This window comes from Massilibacterium senegalense, assembly GCF_001375675.1.
Lineage (GTDB): Bacteria > Bacillota > Bacilli > Bacillales > Massilibacteriaceae > Massilibacterium > Massilibacterium senegalense.
This window is the reverse complement of the sequence record NZ_LN831785.1, coordinates 74,815-97,603: the sequence shown is the minus strand read 5'-3', so window position 1 is coordinate 97,603 and position 22,789 is coordinate 74,815. Positions and strand designations below refer to the sequence as shown.

The window sequence follows — 22,789 nt, the reverse complement described above, 5'->3', positions numbered from 1 at the left end:
GATATGGCAAACAAAGCATATAAGTTTCGTCTACAACAAAATGTTAGCTGAACGAAAGGAAGCGTATGAACAATTCAAGGACGACAAAGAAGCGAAAGTTCCCTACTCCTGCTAAGTACAAGGAGGAGTTTTCATGGCTCAAAGAAGTAGATAGTCTTGCATTGGCGAACGCCCAACTAAATTTGCAGAAGGCGTACAAAAACTTCTTCTCTGGTCGCACTGAATTTCTGAAGTTCAAAAACCGTAAGGCAAGACAATTCTACACAATCAACGTGGTAAATGGAAACATTATGCTTTTGGATGGCTATATTAAATTACCAAAATGGAAACTTGTGAAAATGAAGCAACATCGGGAAATTCCATCGCATCATATCATCAAGTCTTGTACGATTTCTCGAACAAAAACAGGAAAATACTATGTTTCTATTCTCATCGAATACGAACATCAACCTGTACAAAAAGAAGTAAAAGCTGTTGTGGGCTTAGATTTTTCCATGAATGGCTTATTTGTTGATAGTGAAAAAGGGAAGACAGCCAATTACCCACGTTTCTATCATCAAGCTTTGGAAAAGTTAGCGAAGGAACAGCGTATTCTATCACTCAGAAAGAAAGGCTCTAATCGTTGGCACAAACAACGTCTAAAAGTAGCGAAGCTACATGAAAAAATTGCGAACCAACGAAAGGACTTTCTACATAAGGAATCGTACAAATTAGTGAAACTGTATGACTGTGTGGTTATCGAAGACCTCAACATGAAAGGAATGTCACAAGCACTCCATTTCGGTAAAAGTGTTACGAATCATGCATGGGACATGTTCACGACATTTCTCCAATACAAGTTAGAAGAGCAAGGGAAAAAACTGATCAAAATAGATAAGTGGTTTCCATCATCAAAATGTTGTAGGCAGATAAAGAAGTCTCTATCTCTTTTTGAGCGTACATTCCACTGTGATTGTGGTTTTGTAGCAGACAGAGACTGGAATGCTTCTATCAACATCAAACATGAAGGATTATGTTTATTAGCGTTATCATAGAAAAAAGAACTCTTGGAACGAGAGGGATAGCTCGGTCAGTTTTCGTTGGCTACTAAAAAGCAACGATAAGTCGAGAAGCCCCCACTTTAAGTGACCCGTAAGGGTGATAAGTGGTGGGAGTAGTTCCCGAGAATGGCTTCCTTGGTTGGATACGACGACAAAAGTGGAAGACACGAAGGAATTTATTGCGTTCGCCTTAACAGGTTATATTGAAAAGAAAAGCATGAATACCGCTATTCTATATAAAGGAGAAATTGTTGGAGTAGCTGGATATAATGAAATAAAATAGTCGAATAAAACGGCTTATGTTGGTTATTGGTTAGGAGAAGAATACCAGAGGAACGGGATTATGACGAAGGTTGCTAAAGCATTGACGGATTACACTTTCACAGTATTAAACGTACATAAAGTAGAGATTCAAGTTGCAGTAGAGAATACAAAAAGTAGAAGTATTCTGGAAAGATTGCATTTTGTAAAGGAAGGCTTTATTAGACAGGTAGAATGGCTGTACAATCATTATGTAGATCATGTTGTTTATGGTGTACTAGCACATAAATGGTTTGCAGTTAAAGAAGGGGATACTTCACATTATGGCGGAAAGCAGAAAAAAGGACATGACATCTTTTGTGCTTTAACATGTCATGCCCATTTTCTTCTCATCAACAGTTAGCAAAGTTCTCTTGATAGAATACTTCTTTAGGATGCAACTTTAGTTGCTTTTTTCATTGCTTTTTCTTTTTCATATTGTTTTAAAAATATTTTCGTTTCATATACGACTACACCTGAAAGTCCGAGTAATGCAATTAAGTTCGGGATAGCCATTAAACCATTCATAATATCTGCAACGCCCCAGACAACATTTAAATCTTTTACGATAGCTCCGATAAAAACGGCTGCTACAAAGGCGATACGATACGGAATAACAGCCCAACGTTTAAATAAATACGTCACACATTTTTCTCCGTAATAACTCCAACCGATAACAGTAGAGTAAGCAAAGAAGATTAATCCTAGCGTGACGATTAGGGAGCCGGTTTTTCCTAAAAACATTTCAAAAGTTTGACTCGTTAACGCCCCGGCATTAGCACCCTTTTCTGTATACATATCCCCAATAATTAAGGTTAATCCTGTAATGGTACAAACAACAATCGTATCTAAAAAAACAGAAGTCATCGATACGAGACCTTGTCTACTTGGATAATCCGTTTTTGCTGCTGCTGCGGCAATCGGTGCCGAACCGAGCCCTGCTTCATTGGAAAACAATCCACGAGCAACCCCGTATTTAATTACAGCTCCGATTGCTCCACCAGCTACTGCATTTCCAGTAAAGGCATCTTGAAAAATAAGGGCAAATGCAGAAGGTACTAATTCAAGGTTCATTGCGATAATAATACAGCCACCTAATACATAAAAGATAGCCATGATAGGAACGAAAATAGCAGATACTTTTCCGATATTACGAATCCCACCTAAAATAACGAGAGCAGTAAAAATCGTTAACACGAGTCCAGTAATGACAGGTGAAATGCCGAATGTTTGTTTTACATTATTCGCTACCGCATTTGTTTGTACGGTATTTCCGATACCAAATGCAGCAATTGCTCCAAAGAAAGCAAAAAGCATACCTAGCCATTTCATACCTAGCCCTTTTTCGATATAATACATCGGTCCACCGCTCATTTCACCGTTTTTCGGATCTTGGACGCGGTATTTTACTGCTAATACCGCTTCTGCATATTTTGTCGCCATTCCAACGAGAGCAGTCATCCACATCCAAAAGATAGCACCTGGACCTCCTAAAATGACAGCTGTTGCAACGCCAACGATGTTACCCGTACCGATTGTAGCTGCAAGAGCGGTCATTAGAGCTTGAAAATGGGAAATATCCCCTTTTCCTTTCTCGTTTTTATTTGGTGTAAAAGCTAATTTTAACGCATATGGAAGCATGCGAAATTGTAAGAGCCCTAATCGAATCGTTAAATAGATCCCTGTCCCAACGAGTAACACCAATAATGGGGTACCCCAAATCCATCCACTAATATGGTTAATAACTTTCAATACGTTGTTACTGTCCAAAATACCCACTCCTTTCTTTTTTGGTTCAGTAGATTGGTTGTTTCATTGTTAATGAAAAAGAAAAGGTGTAGTTTTATAAAATAGCAATAGTACTATTATACACAACTATGTGCAGTTGTTCTATAACAAAAAAATAGTGAAACAAAAAATACAACAGGGTCGTTGTTTGATTAATATTAATGGTGTCAAAAATAGTAAGGTATGCTACATTTGATGTATAGTTTGTTGAAGGAGTGATTGGGTACGATGGTTTCTGTACTATTTGTTTGTTTAGGAAATATTTGTCGTTCTCCAATGGCGGAAGCAGTTTTTCGTCAAATGGTGAAAGAAAACGGGTTAGAAGAAAAAATTCAAGTGGATTCTGCAGGAACGGGACATTGGCATGTCGGAGAGACGCCACACCGCGGAACACAATCTATTTTAAAGAAACATAATATTGATTTTACTGGAATAAAAGCACGACAAATCAAGTCACATGACTTTAGGAAATTTCAATATATTGTAGTAATGGATGGAAGCAATTTTCATAATGTCAAACAATGGAACGAGCAAGACAATGTGATGATTAAGCGACTACTTGATTATACGAATGAATATGATGAAAAGGATGTTCCAGACCCGTATTATACCGGCAATTTTCAAGAGGTATATGAGATGGTGCAAAAAGGTTGTCAAGGACTTTTAGAAGATATTCGTATGCGGGAAAAGCTATAAAGGAAGGATGAAGCAACATGAGACGTTTAGTTAAAGGAATGATGGTCGGAAGTATCATTGGTGGATTGATAAGTTTATGTAATCGCCAAACAAGGAATGAAGTAAAGGAAACGTGGGATAAAGCGAAAGTATTTGTGGAAAATCCATCTATCATAAAAGAAAAAGCAATGGAATGGAAAGAGACAGCGGAAAATGTCGTAGAAGACGTAACAGAAGTCATTGGATTGGTTGAAAATGTGAAAATGAAGACGCAATCAACCATGGATAAAATCAAAGAAACGAGAGAAGTATAGCAATTACACCTAGGGTAGGTGATGGATATTTTCAAGAAAGTGTATCAAAATGGGAAAGAATTTATTCAAAAAGTAATGGAAGAAGATATTTTTAGTTTGTCTGCACAGATTTCTTATTATTTAATTTTATCGTTATTTCCATTTTTAATGTTTACCGTTACATTGTTAGGTTTTTTGCCGATTCGAACCGATGATGTGTTGTCATTGTTAGAAGGGGTAGCTCCGGAAGAATCACTGAAAATTATTGAACCTAATTTACACTCTGTCTTTGAAACAAAGCGTAGTGGGCTCTTATCCATTACGATTATTGCAACAATTTGGTCTGCTTCGAACGGGATTAATGCGATTATTCGTTCTTTAAATAAAGCGTACGATGTAACAGAAAATCGGACGTTTATTAAAACGCGAGGAAATGCAATCATTTTAACGATTATTATGATTTTTATTATCGTACTTGCGTTAGTGTTACCTGTATTCGGTGACTGGATTGCTCATTTTATTTTCGTTACGTTAAACGTTTCCAGTACGCTTGTACCAATTTGGACGCTCATTCGTTGGTTAGCAAGTTTTTGTGTATTATATTTTGCTTTTTTACTGATTTACGTATGGAGTCCTAATATGAAATTACACTTTCAAGATGTTGGAACTGGTGCTCTCTTTGCAGCATCTGGTTGGTTATTAGTGTCGTATTTATTTTCCTATTTTGTGAATCATTTTGGCAATTATTCTGCTACGTACGGTTCTTTAGCAGGTGTCATCGTTTTAATGTTATGGTTTTATATTTCGGGTATGATTTTAATTGTTGGTGGGATTTTAAATGCATTTCTAATGAAAAAAAGAAAAGAAAAAGAAGCGTTGGAGGAAGCAAAATGAAAGAAGTCATTCAAGACCTAAAAAAACAACTACATATCATCAAGCAAGAAGCAACGACAGAAGAAGAGAAAAAAGCAGCATTTCAAAAAGCAAAAAAATGGGCATATGATTTATACAATACGTTTCCATCGCACCTTTCTTTTCCTGATGAACTCATTCAAAAAAGAGGATACTCACCAGATACGATGGACTTTTTTGATCATCTAGAATCATTAGAAGTATTAATAGAGCAAATAGAAACAAGTGATGGTTGGAACGAAAAAAAAGACCAAACGTTAGGGAAGCAATTTGAATTTCGTGTATTTAGCCATCGTTGGCAACATCGTGATAATTATATTTTGACAAGAAATGAACAAGGATGGAATGTTCGTTCTGTAAGCGGGATTGCAAAACAAGCAGATAAAGGTGCATACCCATTTTTAATGGAATGCTTAGAGCGTGAAGCCATTTCGTATCCGAATGATTTAGTACTTTTTTTACAAGGTGTCTGGGAACGGGCAGCAAACGATGGTTGGACGATGAATCAAGTGCAAGAAGCTTTAACAGAAATTGCGGCATGGATATCTAAAACGGAAGAAATAAAACCGATTGCGTATCGGATAAGGGACCAAAAGTAAAAAACGATAAGTGGTGGAGGTTCACTCCCCATTTATCGAATATTTTTCCATCCTGTCATGCAAGACATTTAGGTAGATAGTTTGTTATAATATAGTTATTAAGACCTGTTTTATCTTTTTTGAAAGTGCTTACAAAGAAAAAAGTGTCGTTAAATTGTGACAATTTCGTGAAGGTAAGTTTTAGGTAAGTAATAGATGTCCTGAGAAAAGACAACATCGATAGAATATCGTAAGGGGGATGGATGAAGGTGACGATAGAAACGATTATGTTAATTATTTTATCTATTATTTTATTAGCAATTATTATGCCTGTGATTGTTTTTGCTTACTTATGGTTTGTAGACCATAATCAACAACAACATGCCATTTTGCGTAATTTCCCTGTGCTAGGGAAAGTGCGTTATTTATTTGAAATTGTTGGCCCAGAGTTTCGCCAATATTTATTTGACACAGATACAGAAAGTAAACCGTATTCACGTGTCGATTATTTAAACGTAGTGTTACCATCCAAATATTTAAATTATGTCATTCCGTTCGGTTCGAAACGAGATTTTGATAAAGAAGGCTACTACATTCGAAATGCAATGTTCCCGAAACAAAAAACAGAACTCGCAGTAGATAATAGTCAATTAGTGAAAACAAGAAAATATGTTATTGATAAGGAAAGTATTGTAACGCGAAAAGAACATTTAGTAGATGCGGAAACAGAACCATGGTTATTAAAAGAAGATGATGCAATCATTATTGGACCGAATCGAAAACATCCTTTTGTTGTGCACGGACAAATTGGCATGAGTGGAATGAGTTACGGGGCACTTGGTGAAAATGCAATTTCTGCTTTGTCAGAAGGATTAGGAATTGCCACTGGTACATGGATGAATACAGGGGAAGGTGGTGTATCTCTGTATCATTTAAAAGGAAACACGGATGTCATTATGCAAATCGGTCCCGGGCTTTTTGGAGTACGCGATACAGCGGGGAATTTTTCATGGGAAAAATTAAAAGAAAAAAGTGAAATGGAACAAATTAAAGCATTTGAGTTAAAACTAGGGCAAGGGGCTAAAATTCGTGGTGGTCATATTGAAGGGGTAAAAGTGTCGGAACATATTGCTGAAATTCGCGGAGTAGAACCGTATAAAACCGTCGATAGTCCGAACCGTTTTAATGAATTTAATGATTTAGCCTCTATGTTTACGTTCATTGCAAAAATGCAACAAGTAGCAGAAAAACCAGTCGGTATTAAAATTGTTGTCGGCAGCTATGATTCTGTTGCAGAATTAGCGCAATACATGAAAGAAACAGGAAAAGGACCAGACTTCATTACGGTAGATGGTGGGGAAGGTGGAACAGGAGCAACCTATCAAGAGTTAGCGGATAGCGTCGGGTTACCGATTAAAAGTGCCTTGTTTATGTTAGATGAAGCACTTCGTCAATATGGGGTACGTGACCGAGTGAAAATTATTGCTTCTGGTAAATTATTTACTCCTGACCGCGTTGCCGTGGCATTAGGAATGGGAGCAGACTTAGTTAATATCGCTCGTGGATTTATGTTTACAGTAGGATGTATTAATGCACAACATTGTCATACGAATAAATGTCCTGTTGGTGTAGCAACGACGGATCCAGAATTACAACGTGCACTTGTGGTGGATGAGAAAAAGTATCGGGTTGCGAACTATGTTATTGCGATGAGAAAAGGATTGTACAATATTGCAGCAGCAGCGGGAATTGATAGCCCAGCGAAATTTTCTAAACAACATATCGTGTTTAAAGATTTATTTGGTCGAGCATTAACATTAAAAGAAATTCGTCAAAAACGAATGGTAGAAGAAAATGATCACTCTCTTTATGCTTAGTAGTAAGAAAAAACGAAGCCTTGTCTAGCGATTACGACAAGGCTTCGTTTTTCGTTTGTTGTCTTAATAAAATCATGAAAATAATAATAAAACTAAATGCCATGAGTGCTAAAAAAGGAATCGTGATAAATCCAAACCAATTAATGTATTGTCCAGAACAAGGAACCCCTTTTGTGCATTTTAAAATAGATGTTTCGAAAAGCGATGTTTTTTGTTGTAAATAATGAACAATGGAAAAAAGAGCGCCAATGATACTTAAAGGTAACGCATAGCGATATATATGAAAATCTCTTTTAAATACTGCTATCATAAATAATAGGACGAGTGGATACATAAAGATTCGTTGGTACCAACAGAGTTCACAAGGAATGAAACCTTGTACTTCGCTAAAGTATAAACTGCTAATCATGGCGACAATTGCAGTAATCCAAGCAGAATAAAGCCACTTCATTATTTCTTCAACTCTTCTTCAATTGTTTGTTTTACTGCTTCGTAATTCATGGATTCTTCCACTTCCATGCCGTTTACAAAAACAGCAGGAGTCCCAGAGATTTCAAGTGTTTGCGCAATATTGGAATCTTTTATGACATTTTCTTTTGCTTCTTCATTTTCAACGGATTTTTTTAATTGTTCCATATTAACTTCTGGCATATTTTTTTCAATTAAGTCATATAAAAAGTCAGTTGTTGCCCAGTTTTTTGCTTCGTTTTGTTGATTTTTAAGGACAAGTTCATTGTACGTCCAATACGCTTCTTTGTTTTGTTTATAAACAGCTTCTCCAACCATCGCAGCAGTTAAAGAATCGGGTGCAAGAAATGCAAGGTTATAACTATAAAATTGAATTTTTCCCGTATCAATGTAGTCTTTTTTTAGCTGGGGGAAAATTTCTTCTGAAAAATATTTACAAGCAGGGCATTTGTAATCTGCAAACTCTGCTACTTTCACCGTTGCAGTGTCACTTCCAAGCATCGGCTGTGCTTCGTATTGAAAAATAGTTGGATCGAGTGGCTTATTCGTATTTTGTTTCGGTGTTTGTTCTTGTGTTGTTTGTTCCTTGTTCGTTTCATCGTTTTTTAATAATTTCATAAAAAAGATGCTACCGATAGCAAGTACTACAATAATAACAATTGTAATAGCTGTCCAATTCGTTTGTTTATTCAAACTATTTCCTCCTTTAGACGTCTTTCTTTTTCTATTGTATAAAAAAAGCATCATTTGAACAACAAAACTAAAAGCTGCACTCGCAGCTTTTAGTTTTGTTCCCGTAATAAACGTAATCCATTTAAAATAACTAAAATCGTACTTCCTTCATGACCGATAACGCCAAGCGGTAAGTTGACAGCTTGTAAAAAGTTTGCAGAGATTAATAACATAATAACGGTTAAGGAAAAAATAATATTTTGTTTTACAATTTTATTCATTTTTCGTGATAATTTAATCGCGTATGCAATTTTAGATAAGTCATTTTTCATTAAGACAATGTCTGCTGTTTCAAGCGCAACGTCTGTCCCTTCTCCCATTGCGACACCAGTCGTAGCGGTAGCAAGTGCAGGAGCATCGTTAATTCCGTCCCCAACCATTGCAACTGTTTCGTATTTTTCTTTTAGCTGTTTAATGATGGTTACTTTATCTTGTGGTAAACATTCTGCAAAATATTCATCTACACCTGCTTCTTTTGCAATTGCTTGCGCTGTTTTTTCGCTATCTCCCGTAATCATGACCGTACGAATGCCGTAATGGCGAAGAAGTGCTAGTGCATCGATGGCTTCTTGACGAATCGTATCTTGTAGTGCCAAAACGCCAGCAATTCCTTTTTCATCTTGTACGAAGACGGTCGTTTTTCCTTCTTCCGCTAGTTGAATAGCGATACCATTTTCAAACGTTTCTGTAGCTTCGTCTCCTACAAATGCCTTTTTCCCGATCTTCCATTCTTTCTTTTCCACTGTTGCTTTTACTCCCCAACCCGAAACGTCTTCCATATGATCAATTTCGATAAAAGACGTATTAGGTTGTTGTTTTGCATAGGTTACGATTGCTTGCGCAAGCGGGTGAGTAGAATGTTTTTCAACAGATGCCACGATAGTTAAAAATGTTTTCTTATCTAAATCAGGACGTACTACGATGTCGGTTACTTCCGGTTTTCCTTTTGTTAATGTTCCTGTTTTATCAAAGGCAATGCAATTTAAATGTCCGAGGGACTCGATGTGTACGCCACCTTTAAATAAAACGCCACGTTTTGCCCCATTCGAGATAGCAGATAACGTTGCAGGCATAATAGAAGCAACGAGTGCACAAGGAGAGGCAACAACTAAAAGTACCATTGCACGATAAATAGTGTCATTCCAACTCCAGCCGAGTAAATAGTGTGGCAAGAACATCATGAGTAAGACAGCAACTAGTACTACTTTTACGTATTTTCCTTCAAAACGTTCAATAAATTGTTGCGATGGAGATTTTTCACTTTGCGCATTTTGAACGAGATCGATAATTTTTTGGAATAATGAGTCGCTACTTTCTTTCGTTACTTCGACCACGATAGAACTTCGTAAGTTTACCGTTCCAGTAAATACTTCATCGCCAACTTGCTTCGATACAGGAATGGATTCTCCGGTAATCGCAGCTTCGTCTAAGTTGGATGTTCCTTTGTTAATTTTTCCGTCTGTTGGGATACGTTCCCCTGGTTTAACCAGTACGAGATCTCCTACTTGCAGTGATTCGACCGGTACTACGCTTTCTCCGTCAGCGGTTATTTTTAATGCCTCTTGCGGTTGTAAATTCATTAACGATGCAATTTCTTTATGGCTTTTATTCATCGTGTATGTTTCTAAAGCGCCGCTGAGAGAGAAGATAAAAATTAAAATTGCACCTTCTGCCCAATAACCAATTAATCCAGAACCGATAGCTGCAAAAATCATTAATAATTCGACGTTTGGTTCTTTATTTTTAATCGTTTCTTCGATTCCTTCTTTTGCTTTAGCAAACCCACCAATGACAAAGGCGCTAATATAAAGCGCAATCGTCACCATTTCCGAAATAGAAAATTGCGATAAAATCCAAGCGATTAATATGAGAAATCCACTCGTTAATGCAGCGACAAGTTCTCCGTATTTCTCCCAAAACGAAGATTTTGTCTGTTCTTTCTCCTTTAATTGTTGATTTGTATTCTCAATTGGACAACTCATTTGATTCATCCTTTCTTTTTTTGGGCTCTTAATTGATAATTATAATCAATGTAAAACTATTGATTTTTCAATACTTTATTGAATTGATAGTGATTATTATTTAGAATTATTTTAATTTAAAAATTAGATTGATTTCATTTTAACATATCCTAATTGAGAATGGAAGGGAGAAAATATAAAGTGTGAAGATAGAGCGAACAGATAAGAGGAAGCTATTCTCATCCATGAATTCATGATAAAATAAACGATGGTTTGTTTTTTAGAAAGAAGGGGAGCTACGATGACTGCCGAACGTTTTTTTACGAGTCGGTTTGGACTAATATTTTCAGCAATACTCGCAACTTTTTTATGGGGTAGTGCTTTTCCGTTTATAAAATTAAGTTATGAAGAATTACACATTACGGCCGACGAAACTGGAAAACAAATTTTGTTTGCTGGTTATCGATTTGTGTTAGCCGCTGTTTTAATCTTTATCTTTTCTTTATTCATGAAACGAAAAATGTCACTGAAACGTACCGATGTAAAAGAGTTATCGATGATAGGATTATTTCAAACTTTTTTACAATATGTATTTTTTTATATTGGACTAGCTTATTCTACAGGTGTACAAGGATCGATTATCGCAGGAACGACGACTTTTTTTCAAATGATTATTGCACATTTTGTATATCGGGACGATCCATTAGATAAGCGAAAAATCATTGGACTAACGATTGGTTTTTCAGGTGTGGTGATGGTGAATTTAACGAAAGGCTCCTTTGAATTATCATTTGGGATTGGAGAAAGTTTTCTTCTTTTAGCGATGCTATTTGCAGGAATTGGAAATGTTCTTGCGAAAGAAGGAAGTAGTAGAATCAATGTTATTACGCTAACAACCGTGCAGATGTTATTTGGTGGTATTGGTTTATTGCTTGTCGGTGCGACGTTTGCAGGATGGATGCCGTTTGTAATAACGGTAAAAGGAATGTGTATGTTTCTTTATTTAGCGTTTTTATCGGCTACTGGTTTTGTGTTATGGAATTTTGTCATGAAGTATAACAAAGTAGGAAAAGTTTCTATGTTTTTATTTTTAATTCCTATTTTCGGTGTTTTTTTATCTGCAGTATTATTAAAAGAAGCCTTATCTTTTTACGTCTTTTTAGGGTTGGCATTGGTCGTGTTTGGAATCATTGTTGTTAATTTTGAGAAAGAAAGAGTGAACGATTAAAATGGCAAACATGAAAGTAACGACGGTTTCTCGTTTGAAAATAAAACGATTTCTTTTTTTAATGTTTGCAATGTATCTTGTGTTTTTGTTTTATGTCACGTTATTTACTCACAATTATTATGAGTATGGTCGGTCGTTTAATCTTGTATTATTTGATAGCATTCATTTAATGTTAAATAGCGGAAATAGTTGGTTAATGATAAAAAATATTTTAGGAAATATTTTGTTATTTTTTCCTCTCGGTTTTTTGGTTCCTTGCTTTGTGCCGACCTTTCGTTCTTTTTTTAAAATGGTAGGGACGGGTATGTTGATTAGCGCTAGCATCGAATTTCTTCAATATATGTACGCTAATCGGATTTTTGATATTGATGACATTTTACTAAACAGTCTTGGCACAATGGTTGGCTATTTTGTATTTTTGTTTTTTTATGGAATCGTTCGATTATGGAACTGGTTTCGTCGTTAAAACACCACCACTCTTTTTACGAAGTAGAAGAGTGGTGGTGTTTTGTTGATTTCGTACATGTAATCAGAAGTGCGACGATGAAAAGCATCGTACTTAATACGATAAATAAACTACCTTTCCCGAGAAAATCAATGGATGTCCCACTAATAAGTGGTCCAGACATACTTCCGATTCCAAAAGCCATTCCTGCTAAAATATTTCCAGCAGGAAGTAAATATTTCGGTAATAAATCGACCATATACGAAATTCCGAGAGAAAATAAAGAACCAACCAGCATACCAGTAACTAGAAAACAAAGTCCTAATAAAATAGGGGACGTGACAAAAATGGATGCAAAAAAGGAAGCAGTACCACCGAATAAAAGAATGGATAAAATTTGTTTTCGTCCGAATCTATCGCTTAACATACCAAGTGGAACTTGTGAAATTAAACTTCCTGCCACAAACGTTGGTAAAAGGAAAGAAACATGTTGAATATTTAATCCATTACGCAACGCATAGATAGGAAAACTACCATTTAAACTAGATTCTAAAAATCCATATGTAAATCCAGGTAAAAGAGCAATTCCACCAATTTGGATCGTTCGTTTAAAACGTTGTAAGGAATTGTTTTCTACTTCAGGAATGGTCGTTTCTTCCGGGAATTCATTTTTAATTCGAATCATAAAAATTCCTGCCAAAATGGTTAACAGACCGGAAAGGAAAAACGGAAGTGCTTCATGAATAGGCGTTAAATTTAACGTAAGTGGTCCGAGTGCAAACCCAGCACCAAACGACAATCCATATAACGATAACGTTCTTCCCATTTTTCCACGCGGAGCGGTAGATGTAATCCATGTTTGGGTAGAAAAATGTAACATATGATCCCCGACACCAACGATAAAGCGAAGAACAAACCAAACCCAAAAGGCTTGCCAGAATGGCATAATCGTAACAGCGAGTAGAACACTAGCTAATCCAACGATAATTAATGGCTTATATCCGAATTTTCGCAACGGTTTTTCCATAAAAGGAGAAGCGAGTAATAGCCCTAAATATAAACTAGAAGCGTTCAATCCATTTAAAGAAGGAGAAACCCCATTTTTCTCAAGCATAATGGATGAAAGGGTTAAAAGCATTCCTTGAGAAAAACCAGAAATAGACACAATGAATGTTAAGATAGCAAACCGATATTTTTCCACAATAATTTCTCCTTTCAAAATCCTAGTATGCCATGAAAACATCTGCTTTGAAAAGGGGAATGTTATAATAAAAAAAATGGTCATTAGTGAAGGTGTTATTAAAGAAAAGAAGAATAGGAGTTGCATGTGAAATGGAATTTAAATGGAAAGAGGATCATTTTGTTGGAGAGTTTTCTTTTGGAGCGTTGCCTGTTTCTGGACAACCTACATTAGGATATTCTCCTTTTGAACTGATGGTTTCCAGTATTTCTGTTTGTAGTGGTAGTGTGTTGAAAAAGATTTTAGAAAAACGTCGCATATCGGTTGAAGATATTACGGTTCAAGCGAACCCTGTTTTTAAGGAAGAAGAAAATCGGATTGTATCCATCCACCTTCATTTCATGATTGAAGCGAATGTATCTGAAACGATTGCGCAAAAATCTGTTGCATTAGCATTTAAAAATTGCCCGATGGTACGTAGCGTCGAAGAAGCCATTCAAATAACGGAATCGTTTGAGGTTAAATAAGTGGCTGCTTTGTTTGAACTTCGTCATGTTGTGTATAAACAGATTTTACATATTGATGCGCTTGACATAGAAGAAGGGAAAGTAACGGTTATTGTAGGAGAGAGTGGAAGTGGGAAATCAACATTACTTCGTCTGTTGAATCATTTAATTTGTTGTGACAAGGGAACGATTTTATATAAAGGAATACCGTTGGAGCAATGGAACCCTATTGCGTTACGTCGCGAAGTCGTCATGTTGCCACAACAACCAGTTATTTTTCCAGGGACAATCGAAGAAAACGTACAAATGGGACGATTATTTGCTGGACAAACGAAAGCACCAATAGAAGAAATAAAAGTGATGTTAGCGATGATGAAGCTCACATATTCTTTAGATAAGCAAGCAGAAGAATTATCTGGCGGTGAAAAGCAACGATTAGCATGGGCGCGGGTAATGGCAATGGACGGGGTCGGTTGTTATGTATTAGATGAACCGACTTCTGCCTTAGATGAAGAAAATGCACTGGAAATTATGGGTGCGTTTATTAAATGGGCAAAAAACAACGAGAAAACAATCGTTATGGTGACCCATTCTAAACAGATTGCTCAAACATTTGCGGATTACACGTTTGTAGTAGAAAAACGGAAAGGAGATCACGCATATGAATGAACTTGTTGAAATTCCTATTTGGCGCCTCCTAACCGCATATTTATTTATCGTCTTGTTATATATTATTGTAAAAATAAAGGGAATTAATCGGGAAAAAGAAATTTTAATTGGCACCATTCGAATGTCGATTCAATTGTTATTGGTCGGTTATGTATTAATGTACCTTTTTAAGCACCCCCATCCGTTATGGACGTTACTCATTATTTTTATGATGGAAGGATTTGCGATTCGTAATATATATAAACGTTCGAAGTATCCACTGCTTTCTAGTACGAAAAAGATGATTGCTATTTCCATGTTAGCAGGCACAATTTTAAGTATTGTTTATTTTAATACGATTGTCGTGCACTTTAGCCCGTGGTATGACCCACGTTATTTTATTCCAATTGGAGGAATGATTATCGGGAATTCTATGACCGGTATCGCATTAGGAGTTAATACGTTAGTGGAAGGCATGCAAAGTAAACGCCACATGATAGAAGGAGCATTAATGCTTGGTGCAACACCGAAGCAAGCAACAAAACCATTAGTAAATCAAGCATTTGATGCAGCGATTTTACCAACTATTAACTCAATGGTCGGCATGGGGATCATTTTTTTACCAGGGATGATGACGGGACAAATTTTAGCTGGTGTCGATCCGCTCGTTTCGATTGAATACCAAATCGCCATCATGCTTGGCATTTCTGGAAGTGTCGCTCTAACGGTATTGTTATTTACAATTCTAGGATATCGAACATTTTTTAATGAACGATGTCAGCTGATAGAAAGAGAAAAATAAGAAATATGTATGCTACTTTTGAAGTAGCATTTTTTGTTTAATCCAGCTGTGATAGGCAAGCGTCTGCCGTAATAAGTCACTCGATTTCAGAGGCGCCTCATTACGCCGTCCATTTTATACTTGTCGCCCCAAATCGAGCCCATCTCCACTTTTTGAATAATCTAGTTCCGATGGGCTAACGCCTTCCGCTATAAGACAAAGCCCTCCAGAGGCAAAGAGACGCCTCTTCCAGTCTTCGCCTTATAGCTCCGTCGTTAAACGAGCCCATCTCCACTTTTTGGATAATCTAGTTCCGATGGGCTAACGCCTTTCGCTATGAGACAAAGCCCTCCAGAGGCAAAGAGACGTCTCTTCCAGTCTTCGCCTTATAGCTCCGTCGTTAAACGAGCCCATCTCCACTTTTTATTTTTCCTACATACTTTTTTTGTGAAAGGAAAAGCTATTGGTATGGATGATGAAGGAAAGGATGTGTTGATGATTAATAAGTCTGTACTAATAGGATTGATTTTTTTTCTTTTTGTATTTCCGTTGGCGGAGGTTGCGGCGAAGGGTAAGGGTGTGGAGATTCCTAATTCGGTTGTTTCTATTGCAAAAGAAAATACGTACCCAAATCCTTCTGAGGAAGCACAACGGCTTGAGCCTAGTGCCTTGTCGAAAGAGTTGATGGAATCGGCTACTATTCCGATTGAGAATCCGCGCTTAATTAAAATGTTAAATGAATCCGTGTTAAAAACAACGCCATTAGCAGTAGGATACCGAGCACAAATTTTTTTAGGAGAATGGCCACTTTCGTATCAATCGCAAGATACAACGGTGAACTGGAATTATTATGTGGTGAATGAAAATGTGCTTGATAATCGTGGACAGGAATTAGAACAAATTTTAACGTACAAACAAATGAAGCAACAGCGGGTCGAAGGGGGATTAACGTCGAAAGTAGCAGATAGTGAAGCAGTGAAACAAATGATGTTGCAAAAAGGGATTGAGAAAACGAAGTTACCGTTAGCAAGTGAAACTGTCATTGGATTAGGAACGAAGAAAGAACAAATTTATCACGTAGCTCCAGGAAAATACGGACAGTTAATTAGCTATATTCCAGCTGTTAGTGAAAAAGGAACGGTCATTTACGGGGAAGTCTTTTTAGTGTTAAAAGGAAGCAAAAAAATGATTGAAGTAAAAAATGTCACGAAAAAAGGAATTAGCGCACAATTCCCGGTTCAAGATCACTTATCTTTTCAATATCAAGCAAAATGAAAAAAACAGTAGGCGCATTTCTCCTACTGTTTTTTTTAATAAAGGTTGATTATTAAAATTTTGCTTTTTTCGCTAAAAAGTTTTCGTTTTCATAATACGTGTTTTTGACTAGCACGTTTGGACCAAGACATTGGACGCTTTCGCAATGACAACTTAATTGTTTGGCCACATCAGATTGCATCCAAGTGCGATATGCTTCTTCGAATGAAGTGGTGTGAATGTTTCCGAGCGGTTCGATATCGCCAAAGTCAGTGACGATAATATTTCCATCAAAGATATTACAGTTTAACCGCGAACGTCCGTCTGGATCATTTCGTACGGTTACATTTTTTGCTGTATATAAACGTTTTAATAACGCAAGGTCTTCTTCTTTCGTGCTACATGCATAAAAAGGCAATGTACCGAAGAGCATCCAAGTATGTTTGTCGCGAATGTCTAGTAAATGATGAATCGCTTGACGTATTTCTTCTAAAGAAAGAACTTCCAATGCACTTGCAAAATCACTTGGATACATCGGATGCACTTCATGACGACGACATCCCATGTCTTTTACTGCTTGATGAATCTTTTCTAAATGAGGAAATGTTCGTTTATTTAACATCGTTTCGGCACTAACGAAAACTCCTCGTTTGGATAATGCTTGGGCATTTTCAATCATCCGTGTATATAACGCTTCTTGTTGTGCAAAACTTGGTTTTGTTTCCATCATTGCAAAGCCAATTTCCGAAAAATCATCGACACTTTCATAATTATAGGAAATATGAAGAACATCTAAGTACGGGATAATCGCTTCATATCGTTCTAAATCTAATGTTAAGTTAGAATTAATTTGTGTGGAAGCACCACGTTTTTTTGCATATTGTAATAACGGTACAACGTAGTTTTGCACCATTTTTTTCGAAAGCATCGGCTCGCCACCCGTAATACTGAAAGCACGAAGGTGTTCTACTTCATCTAAACGTTTGATTAATAATTCTAGCGGGAGCGGATCTGGGTCTTTTGACTGTAACGTGTACCCGACAGCGCAATGTTCGCAGCGCATGTTACAAAGCGAAGTCGTCGTTACTTCAATATTAGATAGTGTCATGTTTCCAAATGAACGAACATCTTCATACGCCTCCCATGGATCAAAAGAAGGCGTCATTTGTGGATGTTCTGTTTGTTTTAACATAATGAAAAACTCCTTTAAACAATTGTAGTCTAAAAATAATGATACCGCATTCGTTCGGAAAGAAAAAGTGACGAAATGATTGCGTTTTATAAAAGCTTTCGTGTAAGATACAAATACATTAGTTATAGAAGGGAGCGCTCTTCTTGGGAAAAGCGACATCAGAAAAAGAAAAACAAATTCACTATTTACAAGAAAGACTAGCAATGATTGATACGATGCTTGAAGGAATGAACCCAGATTTAGCGGGCCTTGATGAAATTGAACGTTTGATTGCGGTAGTAGAAGATGTAGAAATAAAATTAAGACGGTTTCAAAAAGACTGGGAATCTTCGAAATAAACGAGGATTCTCTTTTTTTATGGAATTTTACTTTAATCTTCCTAGAAGAAAGCGTTATAATAGTATAGTGGGATTTTTGACTATTTTGAAAAAAGGGGTTATGAAACATGAATCTAAATCAATTACGTGATAGCATGTATCAACTGATCGTTGAAACATCTACAAAACTACCAAAAGATGTTCGCCGTGCTATTCGTGAAGCAAAAATTCGCGAAAATATCGGTACTCGTGCAGCAATGAGTTTAGACACTATTACAGAAAATATTATTATGGCAGATGAAAATGTATCACCAATTTGTCAGGATACAGGTTTACCAACATTTAAGATTAAAACACCGGTTGGCACAAACCAAATCGAAATGAAAAAAGTAATTCGTGAAGCGATCGTTCAAGCGACAAAAGATGGAAAACTTCGTCCGAACGCTGTAGATTCTTTAACAGGTGAAAATAGCGGAGATAACCTAGGTGAAGGTGTACCAGTTATTAAGTTTGAACAATGGGAAAACGATTACATAGAAGTTCGTTTAATCCTAAAAGGTGGTGGCTGTGAAAACAAAAACATTCAATACAGCTTACCATGTGAAATTGAAGGATTAGGTCGTGCTGGTCGTGACTTAGACGGAATTCGTAAATGTATTATGCACTCAGTTTACCAAGCACAAGGCCAAGGTTGTTCTGCAGGTTTCATCGGTGTTGGAATTGGTGGAGATCGTACATCTGGCTATGATTTAGCAAAAGCACAATTATTCCGTCCATTAGACGATGTCAATCCAAACGAAGACCTTCATAAATTAGAAGAGTACGTAATGGAAAATGCCAACAAATTAGGTATAGGAACAATGGGATTTGGTGGAGAAACAACATTATTAGGCTGTAAAATCGGCGTCGGCCACCGTATTCCAGCAAGTTTCTACGTATCTGTTGCGTACAACTGTTGGGCATACCGTCGTCAAGGTGTAGTGATTGATCCTGAAACAGGTGAAATCAAAGAATGGTACTACCAAGAAGGGGAAGACGTTGACTTCAATAAATTATTAGAAGAAGCACAACAACAAGCTACAGAAGGTAAAAAAGTAGTAGAATTACGCGCTCCTGTTACAGAAGAACAAATTCGTTCTTTAAAAATGGGGGATGTTGTAAAAATTTCAGGTGCTATGCATACAGGGCGTGACGCAATCCATAAATACTTAATGGATAACGATGCACCAATCGATTTAAATGGCCAAATCATTTACCACTGTGGTCCCGTAATGTTAAAAGACGAAAATGGCAAATGGCACGTAAAAGCTGCAGGACCAACAACATCTATTCGTGAAGAACCTTATCAAGGCGATATCATGAAAAAATTTGGTATCCGCGCTGTTATCGGTAAAGGTGGTATGGGACCAAAAACTTTAAAAGCATTACAAGAGCATGGCGGTGTATACTTAAATGCAATCGGTGGTGCAGCACAATATTATGCAGATTGTATTAAAGAAGTAGAAGGCGTAGACTTAATGGAATTCGGTATTCCTGAAGCAATGTGGCATTTACGTGTAGAAGGCTTTACAGCAGTTGTAACAATGGATTCTCACGGAAATAGCTTACATGAAGATGTAGAAAAATCGTCATTAGAAAAACTAGCTCAATTTGCAGATAAAGTATTTTAATAAAACGGCGGAGGACTAGGTCCTTCGCTTTCTTTCTTTAGGCACGGTTCTCTTTTTAAAAAATAGGGTAAACCTTTTATATCATAGAAAAAAGGAGAGGGTATGCAGATGAAAAAAAGATGGATGCTGTTCGTTTCCATTTTATTGCTCTTGTCATTTACAGCAATTGTAAGTGGGTGTTCGAAAGATAACGAAGAAGAAAAGAAAAATACAGAACAAAAAACGGAAAACGTAAAAAATGAAGACGTTGAAAAAGAAGAAAAAACGGAAGAACCGGAAGCACCAGTAGAAAAAGAAGCAGAGCGGAAGGAAGAAGCACAAAAGTCAGCGGTAATGTTATCGGTTACTTCTAGTTCAGTAGCAGAAAATGATGTAACGTTCCATATGCCTTGGGAAGCATCAAAGGATGGAAAATATGAAGCGACAATAGATGGAAAAGGAGAAAATGGAATCGAAGAAGGTCAAGGAACGCTCGTTGTGAAAGAAAAAGCAACAGGAAAATTAACGAAATATGAATTAAACAAAGACTCGATTCCAAGTGATTTATATAATACCGATTCTCATAATATTACGTTAAAAGAAGTAGAGTGGGGTAATAATGATACACTTTATGTCGTAGTTGGCCAAGCATACGGAACCGTTACAAAAGGTGGAAATATTTTTAGCATAGAAGTTGGCGACAATACGTTAAAAATGATGCATGAAAAACTTCCAGTTGGTCAAGAAATGACGGAATTAAGTGTGTCTGGTAACACGTTATCGTATAAAAAACATATTTACGACGATGAAGCAATGATGAATGGTCATTTTGAAGAAGGATCTATGGCGATTCAATGAGGAGAAACTTCGTATCGAAAAGATACGAAGTTTTTTTTTATGATCCTAAAAAAGTGTTGATAAAACTTTGTCATATTTAGATGATTATCAATATTATTCATAAAAAGGAGTCGCTATGAAAAAATCGTACAATTATTCGCAGTATTCATTTATGGTTATCGTTAGTAGTAGGGGCTTTTATTTGTTTATTAAGGATTTCAGGAAGTGTGTTAGTGTTTGAAAATGAAATCAATCGTACGCTCCACAGTAAGATGTTTGCGCCAAGTAAAGGGAAGCACTAGCAGTGGAAGAATTAGAACAATTGGTAAAAACAGCTTATCCAAAAGGGAAGATTCATCGCATTTATACACCAGATGAACGAAGTGTAAATGGGATATACAATTTTATCGTATTAAATCAAGATGAGCGCATGAATGTGTATGTTGATCCGAGTACAGGTTCTACTTTAGGAACAAAAGATTCCGGAATATTTTAACAGTTTATTACAGATTTTCATCATACTTTTTTTATTCAATCGGAAACAATAAGAGGAACGGACTTTGTCGGATATACCGGTGTTGCACTGCTTATTATTAGTATTTCAGGTATCATGCTATGGTGGACAAAAGGAAAAATGAAACGATTTTCCTTTCAAAAACAACAAGCAAGCCATCCGTATAAAAAGAATTACGAATGGCATCGTTTAATAGGGATTTACTCTATTCCATTTTTACTTTTGATTGCTATCACAGGGGCGCTATTCCCATTTGGTGAAAAAGTATTTACGCCACTTGGATTAGAAACGAGAAAAGGTCCAACGCTAGAACAACTAATGATAGAGACGAAAAAAGAAACATTTTTACCATTTACACAATTAACAAAAGACTATCCAGAAGCAACCATTACACAAATTCGTATGCCACGAGAAGATAAACAACCGATAGAATTTCGATTATCTTACAAATATGATCTTTCGCAACAAAGTACCGGAAATGTACGTGTTTGGGTGAATCCATATGAAGGAACGGTGATAAAAGTAGTCGATTCTACGAAGGATAAAAGCTTTGCATCCGTTTATCAAACATAGTTATTCCCGCTTCATACTGGAAGATTCGGTGGACTATCTACACAAGTATTATTCTTTATTGGTGGATTTATTCCAACTATTTTAGGTGTGACAGGTGTCATTATGTGGCGTTTACGTACCAAGAAAAAAGCTAGCAAACAAAAACAAACACCATTAATTGCTACATTATAACGTATAAAAAACACGTTTTATGCCACGCTATAAATGGAGGTGTGGTAATGAAACGTGCACTTATTATGTTTCTTATGTTTTGCATGTTATGTTTAATTGGGATTACATTAGAAGCAAAAGCAGCAAGTAATCAATCGTACAACTGGTATTTTAAACGAGAAGAAGGAAAAGTCACGACAGAACCAGAGTACGAAGCATTATTAAAAAAATATAATGGATATTACATCGGGGACCGGAAAAAGAAAGTCGTCTATTTAACTTTTGATAATGGATATGAAAATGGTTATACGAAAGACATTTTACATGTATTAAAAAAAGAAAAAGTACCAGCTGCCTTTTTTATTACCGGTCATTATTTAAAAGAAGAGCCTGAATTAGTGAAACAAATGCTAAAAGAAGGACACATTGTCGGCAGTCATTCGTACAAGCACCCAGACTATCCAACATTATCGGATGCAGCAATCAAAGAAGATTTAGAACAATTAGAACAAGCATTTACAGCGTTAACGGGAAAAGAAAAATTCACTTATTTACGAGCACCTAGGGGTGTGTTTTCAGAACGAACGTTAGCCATTACGAATGAAGCAGGATATACGAATGTATTTTGGTCGCTTGCTTATAAAGATTGGGAAACACATGTCCAACGGGGACCAGATTATGCGTATGATAAAATAATGAAACAAATTCATCCAGGCGCAGTATTGCTTTTACACAGTGTTTCAAAAGATAATGCTGAAGCATTGCAAAGTGTTATTCAATCATTAAAAAAACAAGGATATACATTTGGTGATTTAGATCAATTAACAAAAAGGAAAAAGCTACCATAATGATGGTAGCTTTTTTTGTGAAAAGTTTTGTATACTGAACATA

The 22,789-nt window shown here is 36.5% G+C and carries 25 protein-coding genes and 3 pseudogenes; 22 read left to right on the top strand and 6 right to left on the bottom strand.

Annotated features, from left to right (window positions below):
- Positions 1 to 19: 19 nt before the first annotated feature.
- From BN1372_RS01255 to BN1372_RS15710, 3 genes and pseudogenes are all read left to right on the top strand, one after another.
- Positions 20 to 1,034 (top strand): annotated as a pseudogene (locus tag BN1372_RS01255) (RNA-guided endonuclease InsQ/TnpB family protein); the annotation flags it as partial.
- A 103-nt stretch (positions 1,035 to 1,137) separates the two neighbouring features.
- Complete coding sequence (locus BN1372_RS15715) at positions 1,138 to 1,323, top strand: GNAT family N-acetyltransferase (RefSeq protein ID WP_062197090.1); 186 nt, start codon at positions 1,138 to 1,140, stop codon at positions 1,321 to 1,323.
- Between the two features lie 21 nt (positions 1,324 to 1,344).
- Positions 1,345 to 1,704, top strand: a pseudogene (locus BN1372_RS15710) (GNAT family N-acetyltransferase); the annotation flags it as partial.
- 26 nt (positions 1,705 to 1,730) lie between these two features.
- Here BN1372_RS15710 and BN1372_RS01240 read toward each other — a convergent pair.
- Positions 1,731 to 3,110, bottom strand: a complete 1,380-nt coding sequence (locus tag BN1372_RS01240; protein WP_062197088.1) for an alanine/glycine:cation symporter family protein — start codon at positions 3,108 to 3,110, stop codon at positions 1,731 to 1,733.
- Between the two features lie 246 nt (positions 3,111 to 3,356).
- Here BN1372_RS01240 and BN1372_RS01235 point away from each other — a divergent pair, with 246 nt between their 5' ends.
- From BN1372_RS01235 to BN1372_RS01215, 5 genes are all read left to right on the top strand, one after another.
- On the top strand, positions 3,357 to 3,824 hold the full coding sequence (locus tag BN1372_RS01235; RefSeq protein ID WP_062197087.1) for a low molecular weight protein-tyrosine-phosphatase: 468 nt from the start codon (positions 3,357 to 3,359) through the stop codon (positions 3,822 to 3,824).
- 17 nt (positions 3,825 to 3,841) lie between these two features.
- Positions 3,842 to 4,117, top strand: a complete 276-nt coding sequence (locus BN1372_RS01230) for a YtxH domain-containing protein (protein ID WP_062197086.1) — start codon at positions 3,842 to 3,844, stop codon at positions 4,115 to 4,117.
- A 21-nt stretch (positions 4,118 to 4,138) separates the two neighbouring features.
- Complete coding sequence (locus BN1372_RS01225; RefSeq protein WP_062197085.1) at positions 4,139 to 4,990, top strand: YihY/virulence factor BrkB family protein; 852 nt, start codon at positions 4,139 to 4,141, stop codon at positions 4,988 to 4,990.
- Positions 4,987 to 5,607, top strand: coding sequence for a hypothetical protein (locus tag BN1372_RS01220; RefSeq protein WP_062197084.1), 621 nt, complete (start codon positions 4,987 to 4,989; stop codon positions 5,605 to 5,607). The genes BN1372_RS01225 and BN1372_RS01220 overlap by 4 nt, the downstream gene beginning before the upstream one ends.
- 242 nt (positions 5,608 to 5,849) lie before the next feature.
- Positions 5,850 to 7,463 carry an FMN-binding glutamate synthase family protein gene (locus tag BN1372_RS01215; protein WP_062197083.1) on the top strand — a complete coding sequence of 538 codons (1,614 nt, stop codon included), beginning with the start codon at positions 5,850 to 5,852 and terminating at the stop codon, positions 7,461 to 7,463.
- A gap of 31 nt (positions 7,464 to 7,494) precedes the next feature.
- On the opposite strand, the gene BN1372_RS01210 is transcribed toward BN1372_RS01215, so the two are convergent.
- The 3 genes from BN1372_RS01210 to BN1372_RS01200 all read right to left on the bottom strand — a co-directional run bounded on the left by BN1372_RS01210 (position 7,495) and on the right by BN1372_RS01200 (position 10,645).
- On the bottom strand, positions 7,495 to 7,914 hold the full coding sequence (locus tag BN1372_RS01210; protein ID WP_062197082.1) for a disulfide oxidoreductase: 420 nt from the start codon (positions 7,912 to 7,914) through the stop codon (positions 7,495 to 7,497).
- Positions 7,914 to 8,624: a DsbA family protein gene (locus BN1372_RS01205; RefSeq protein WP_062197081.1), complete on the bottom strand. Its 711-nt coding sequence runs from the start codon at positions 8,622 to 8,624 to the stop codon at positions 7,914 to 7,916. Before BN1372_RS01205 ends, BN1372_RS01210 begins: the two co-directional genes overlap by 1 nt.
- Before the next feature lie 89 nt (positions 8,625 to 8,713).
- Positions 8,714 to 10,645, bottom strand: a complete 1,932-nt coding sequence (locus tag BN1372_RS01200) for a heavy metal translocating P-type ATPase (RefSeq protein WP_062197080.1) — start codon at positions 10,643 to 10,645, stop codon at positions 8,714 to 8,716.
- A gap of 280 nt (positions 10,646 to 10,925) precedes the next feature.
- Here BN1372_RS01200 and BN1372_RS01195 point away from each other — a divergent pair, with 280 nt between their 5' ends.
- Positions 10,926 to 11,852, top strand: coding sequence for a DMT family transporter (locus BN1372_RS01195; RefSeq protein ID WP_062197079.1), 927 nt, complete (start codon positions 10,926 to 10,928; stop codon positions 11,850 to 11,852).
- A 1-nt stretch (position 11,853) separates the two neighbouring features.
- Positions 11,854 to 12,318 (top strand): VanZ family protein, encoded by a 465-nt coding sequence (locus tag BN1372_RS01190; RefSeq protein WP_230198777.1) that lies wholly within the window; start codon positions 11,854 to 11,856, stop codon positions 12,316 to 12,318.
- A gap of 16 nt (positions 12,319 to 12,334) precedes the next feature.
- Here BN1372_RS01190 and BN1372_RS01185 read toward each other — a convergent pair whose 3' ends face one another.
- Positions 12,335 to 13,498, bottom strand: coding sequence for an MFS transporter (locus tag BN1372_RS01185; protein ID WP_230198776.1), 1,164 nt, complete (start codon positions 13,496 to 13,498; stop codon positions 12,335 to 12,337).
- Between the two features lie 131 nt (positions 13,499 to 13,629).
- Between BN1372_RS01185 and BN1372_RS01180 the strand changes: the two genes are divergently transcribed.
- From BN1372_RS01180 to BN1372_RS01165, 4 genes are all read left to right on the top strand, one after another.
- Entirely contained in the window at positions 13,630 to 14,004 is a 375-nt protein-coding gene (locus BN1372_RS01180; RefSeq protein ID WP_062197077.1) for an OsmC family protein, read from the top strand.
- Positions 14,005 to 14,652, top strand: a complete 648-nt coding sequence (locus BN1372_RS01175) for an ABC transporter ATP-binding protein (protein WP_222704662.1) — start codon at positions 14,005 to 14,007, stop codon at positions 14,650 to 14,652.
- On the top strand, positions 14,645 to 15,433 hold the full coding sequence (locus tag BN1372_RS01170) for an ABC transporter permease (RefSeq protein ID WP_062197076.1): 789 nt from the start codon (positions 14,645 to 14,647) through the stop codon (positions 15,431 to 15,433). Before BN1372_RS01175 ends, BN1372_RS01170 begins: the two co-directional genes overlap by 8 nt.
- Positions 15,434 to 15,907: 474 nt before the next feature.
- A complete protein-coding gene (locus BN1372_RS01165; RefSeq protein ID WP_062197428.1) occupies positions 15,908 to 16,687 on the top strand; it encodes a YfkD family protein in 780 nt (259 codons plus the stop codon).
- Positions 16,688 to 16,739: 52 nt separating this feature from the next.
- On the opposite strand, the gene yfkAB is transcribed toward BN1372_RS01165, so the two are convergent.
- Positions 16,740 to 17,858, bottom strand: a complete 1,119-nt coding sequence (gene yfkAB, locus BN1372_RS01160; protein ID WP_062197075.1) for a radical SAM/CxCxxxxC motif protein YfkAB — start codon at positions 17,856 to 17,858, stop codon at positions 16,740 to 16,742.
- 143 nt (positions 17,859 to 18,001) lie between these two features.
- Here yfkAB and BN1372_RS01155 point away from each other — a divergent pair, with 143 nt between their 5' ends.
- The 8 genes and pseudogenes from BN1372_RS01155 (at position 18,002) to pdaA (ending at position 22,746) form a co-directional block, all read left to right on the top strand.
- Complete coding sequence (locus tag BN1372_RS01155; RefSeq protein WP_062197074.1) at positions 18,002 to 18,196, top strand: SE1561 family protein; 195 nt, start codon at positions 18,002 to 18,004, stop codon at positions 18,194 to 18,196.
- Between the two features lie 107 nt (positions 18,197 to 18,303).
- Positions 18,304 to 19,845 carry a fumarate hydratase gene (locus BN1372_RS01150; RefSeq protein WP_062197073.1) on the top strand — a complete coding sequence of 514 codons (1,542 nt, stop codon included), beginning with the start codon at positions 18,304 to 18,306 and terminating at the stop codon, positions 19,843 to 19,845.
- A gap of 108 nt (positions 19,846 to 19,953) precedes the next feature.
- The gene (locus BN1372_RS01145) at positions 19,954 to 20,682 is read left to right on the top strand and encodes a DUF4652 domain-containing protein (protein ID WP_062197072.1); all 729 of its coding nucleotides are present in this window, start codon (positions 19,954 to 19,956) and stop codon (positions 20,680 to 20,682) included.
- 131 nt (positions 20,683 to 20,813) lie between these two features.
- Positions 20,814 to 20,963 carry a PepSY domain-containing protein gene (locus tag BN1372_RS15785; RefSeq protein WP_082418927.1) on the top strand — a complete coding sequence of 50 codons (150 nt, stop codon included), beginning with the start codon at positions 20,814 to 20,816 and terminating at the stop codon, positions 20,961 to 20,963.
- A gap of 2 nt (positions 20,964 to 20,965) precedes the next feature.
- Positions 20,966 to 21,157 carry a hypothetical protein gene (locus BN1372_RS01140; RefSeq protein WP_062197071.1) on the top strand — a complete coding sequence of 64 codons (192 nt, stop codon included), beginning with the start codon at positions 20,966 to 20,968 and terminating at the stop codon, positions 21,155 to 21,157.
- A gap of 6 nt (positions 21,158 to 21,163) precedes the next feature.
- Complete coding sequence (locus BN1372_RS14845; protein WP_082418898.1) at positions 21,164 to 21,748, top strand: PepSY-associated TM helix domain-containing protein; 585 nt, start codon at positions 21,164 to 21,166, stop codon at positions 21,746 to 21,748.
- A 12-nt stretch (positions 21,749 to 21,760) separates the two neighbouring features.
- Positions 21,761 to 21,919, top strand: a pseudogene (locus BN1372_RS15780) (PepSY domain-containing protein); the annotation flags it as partial.
- A 47-nt stretch (positions 21,920 to 21,966) separates the two neighbouring features.
- Positions 21,967 to 22,746, top strand: coding sequence for a delta-lactam-biosynthetic de-N-acetylase (gene pdaA, locus BN1372_RS01130; protein ID WP_062197069.1), 780 nt, complete (start codon positions 21,967 to 21,969; stop codon positions 22,744 to 22,746).
- Positions 22,747 to 22,789: the final 43 nt, after the last annotated feature.

Bases quoted from the DNA above. Each gene is read 5' to 3' on its own strand.
- BN1372_RS01235 (WP_062197087.1), top strand. From the start codon at position 3,357: ATGGTTTCTGTACTATTTGTTTGTTTAGGAAATATTTGTCGTTCTCCA.
- BN1372_RS01230 (WP_062197086.1), top strand. From the start codon at position 3,842: ATGAGACGTTTAGTTAAAGGAATGATGGTCGGAAGTATCATTGGTGGA.
- BN1372_RS01225 (WP_062197085.1), top strand. From the start codon at position 4,139: ATGGATATTTTCAAGAAAGTGTATCAAAATGGGAAAGAATTTATTCAA.
- BN1372_RS01220 (WP_062197084.1), top strand. From the start codon at position 4,987: ATGAAAGAAGTCATTCAAGACCTAAAAAAACAACTACATATCATCAAG.
- BN1372_RS01215 (WP_062197083.1), top strand. From the start codon at position 5,850: ATGAAGGTGACGATAGAAACGATTATGTTAATTATTTTATCTATTATT.
- BN1372_RS01210 (WP_062197082.1), bottom strand. From the start codon at position 7,914: ATGAAGTGGCTTTATTCTGCTTGGATTACTGCAATTGTCGCCATGATT.
- BN1372_RS01200 (WP_062197080.1), bottom strand. From the start codon at position 10,645: ATGAGTTGTCCAATTGAGAATACAAATCAACAATTAAAGGAGAAAGAA.
- BN1372_RS01195 (WP_062197079.1), top strand. From the start codon at position 10,926: ATGACTGCCGAACGTTTTTTTACGAGTCGGTTTGGACTAATATTTTCA.
- BN1372_RS01190 (WP_230198777.1), top strand. From the start codon at position 11,854: ATGGCAAACATGAAAGTAACGACGGTTTCTCGTTTGAAAATAAAACGA.
- BN1372_RS01180 (WP_062197077.1), top strand. From the start codon at position 13,630: ATGGAATTTAAATGGAAAGAGGATCATTTTGTTGGAGAGTTTTCTTTT.
- BN1372_RS01170 (WP_062197076.1), top strand. From the start codon at position 14,645: ATGAATGAACTTGTTGAAATTCCTATTTGGCGCCTCCTAACCGCATAT.
- BN1372_RS01165 (WP_062197428.1), top strand. From the start codon at position 15,908: ATGATTAATAAGTCTGTACTAATAGGATTGATTTTTTTTCTTTTTGTA.
- yfkAB (WP_062197075.1), bottom strand. From the start codon at position 17,858: ATGTTAAAACAAACAGAACATCCACAAATGACGCCTTCTTTTGATCCA.
- BN1372_RS01150 (WP_062197073.1), top strand. From the start codon at position 18,304: ATGAATCTAAATCAATTACGTGATAGCATGTATCAACTGATCGTTGAA.
- BN1372_RS01145 (WP_062197072.1), top strand. From the start codon at position 19,954: ATGAAAAAAAGATGGATGCTGTTCGTTTCCATTTTATTGCTCTTGTCA.
- pdaA (WP_062197069.1), top strand. From the start codon at position 21,967: ATGAAACGTGCACTTATTATGTTTCTTATGTTTTGCATGTTATGTTTA.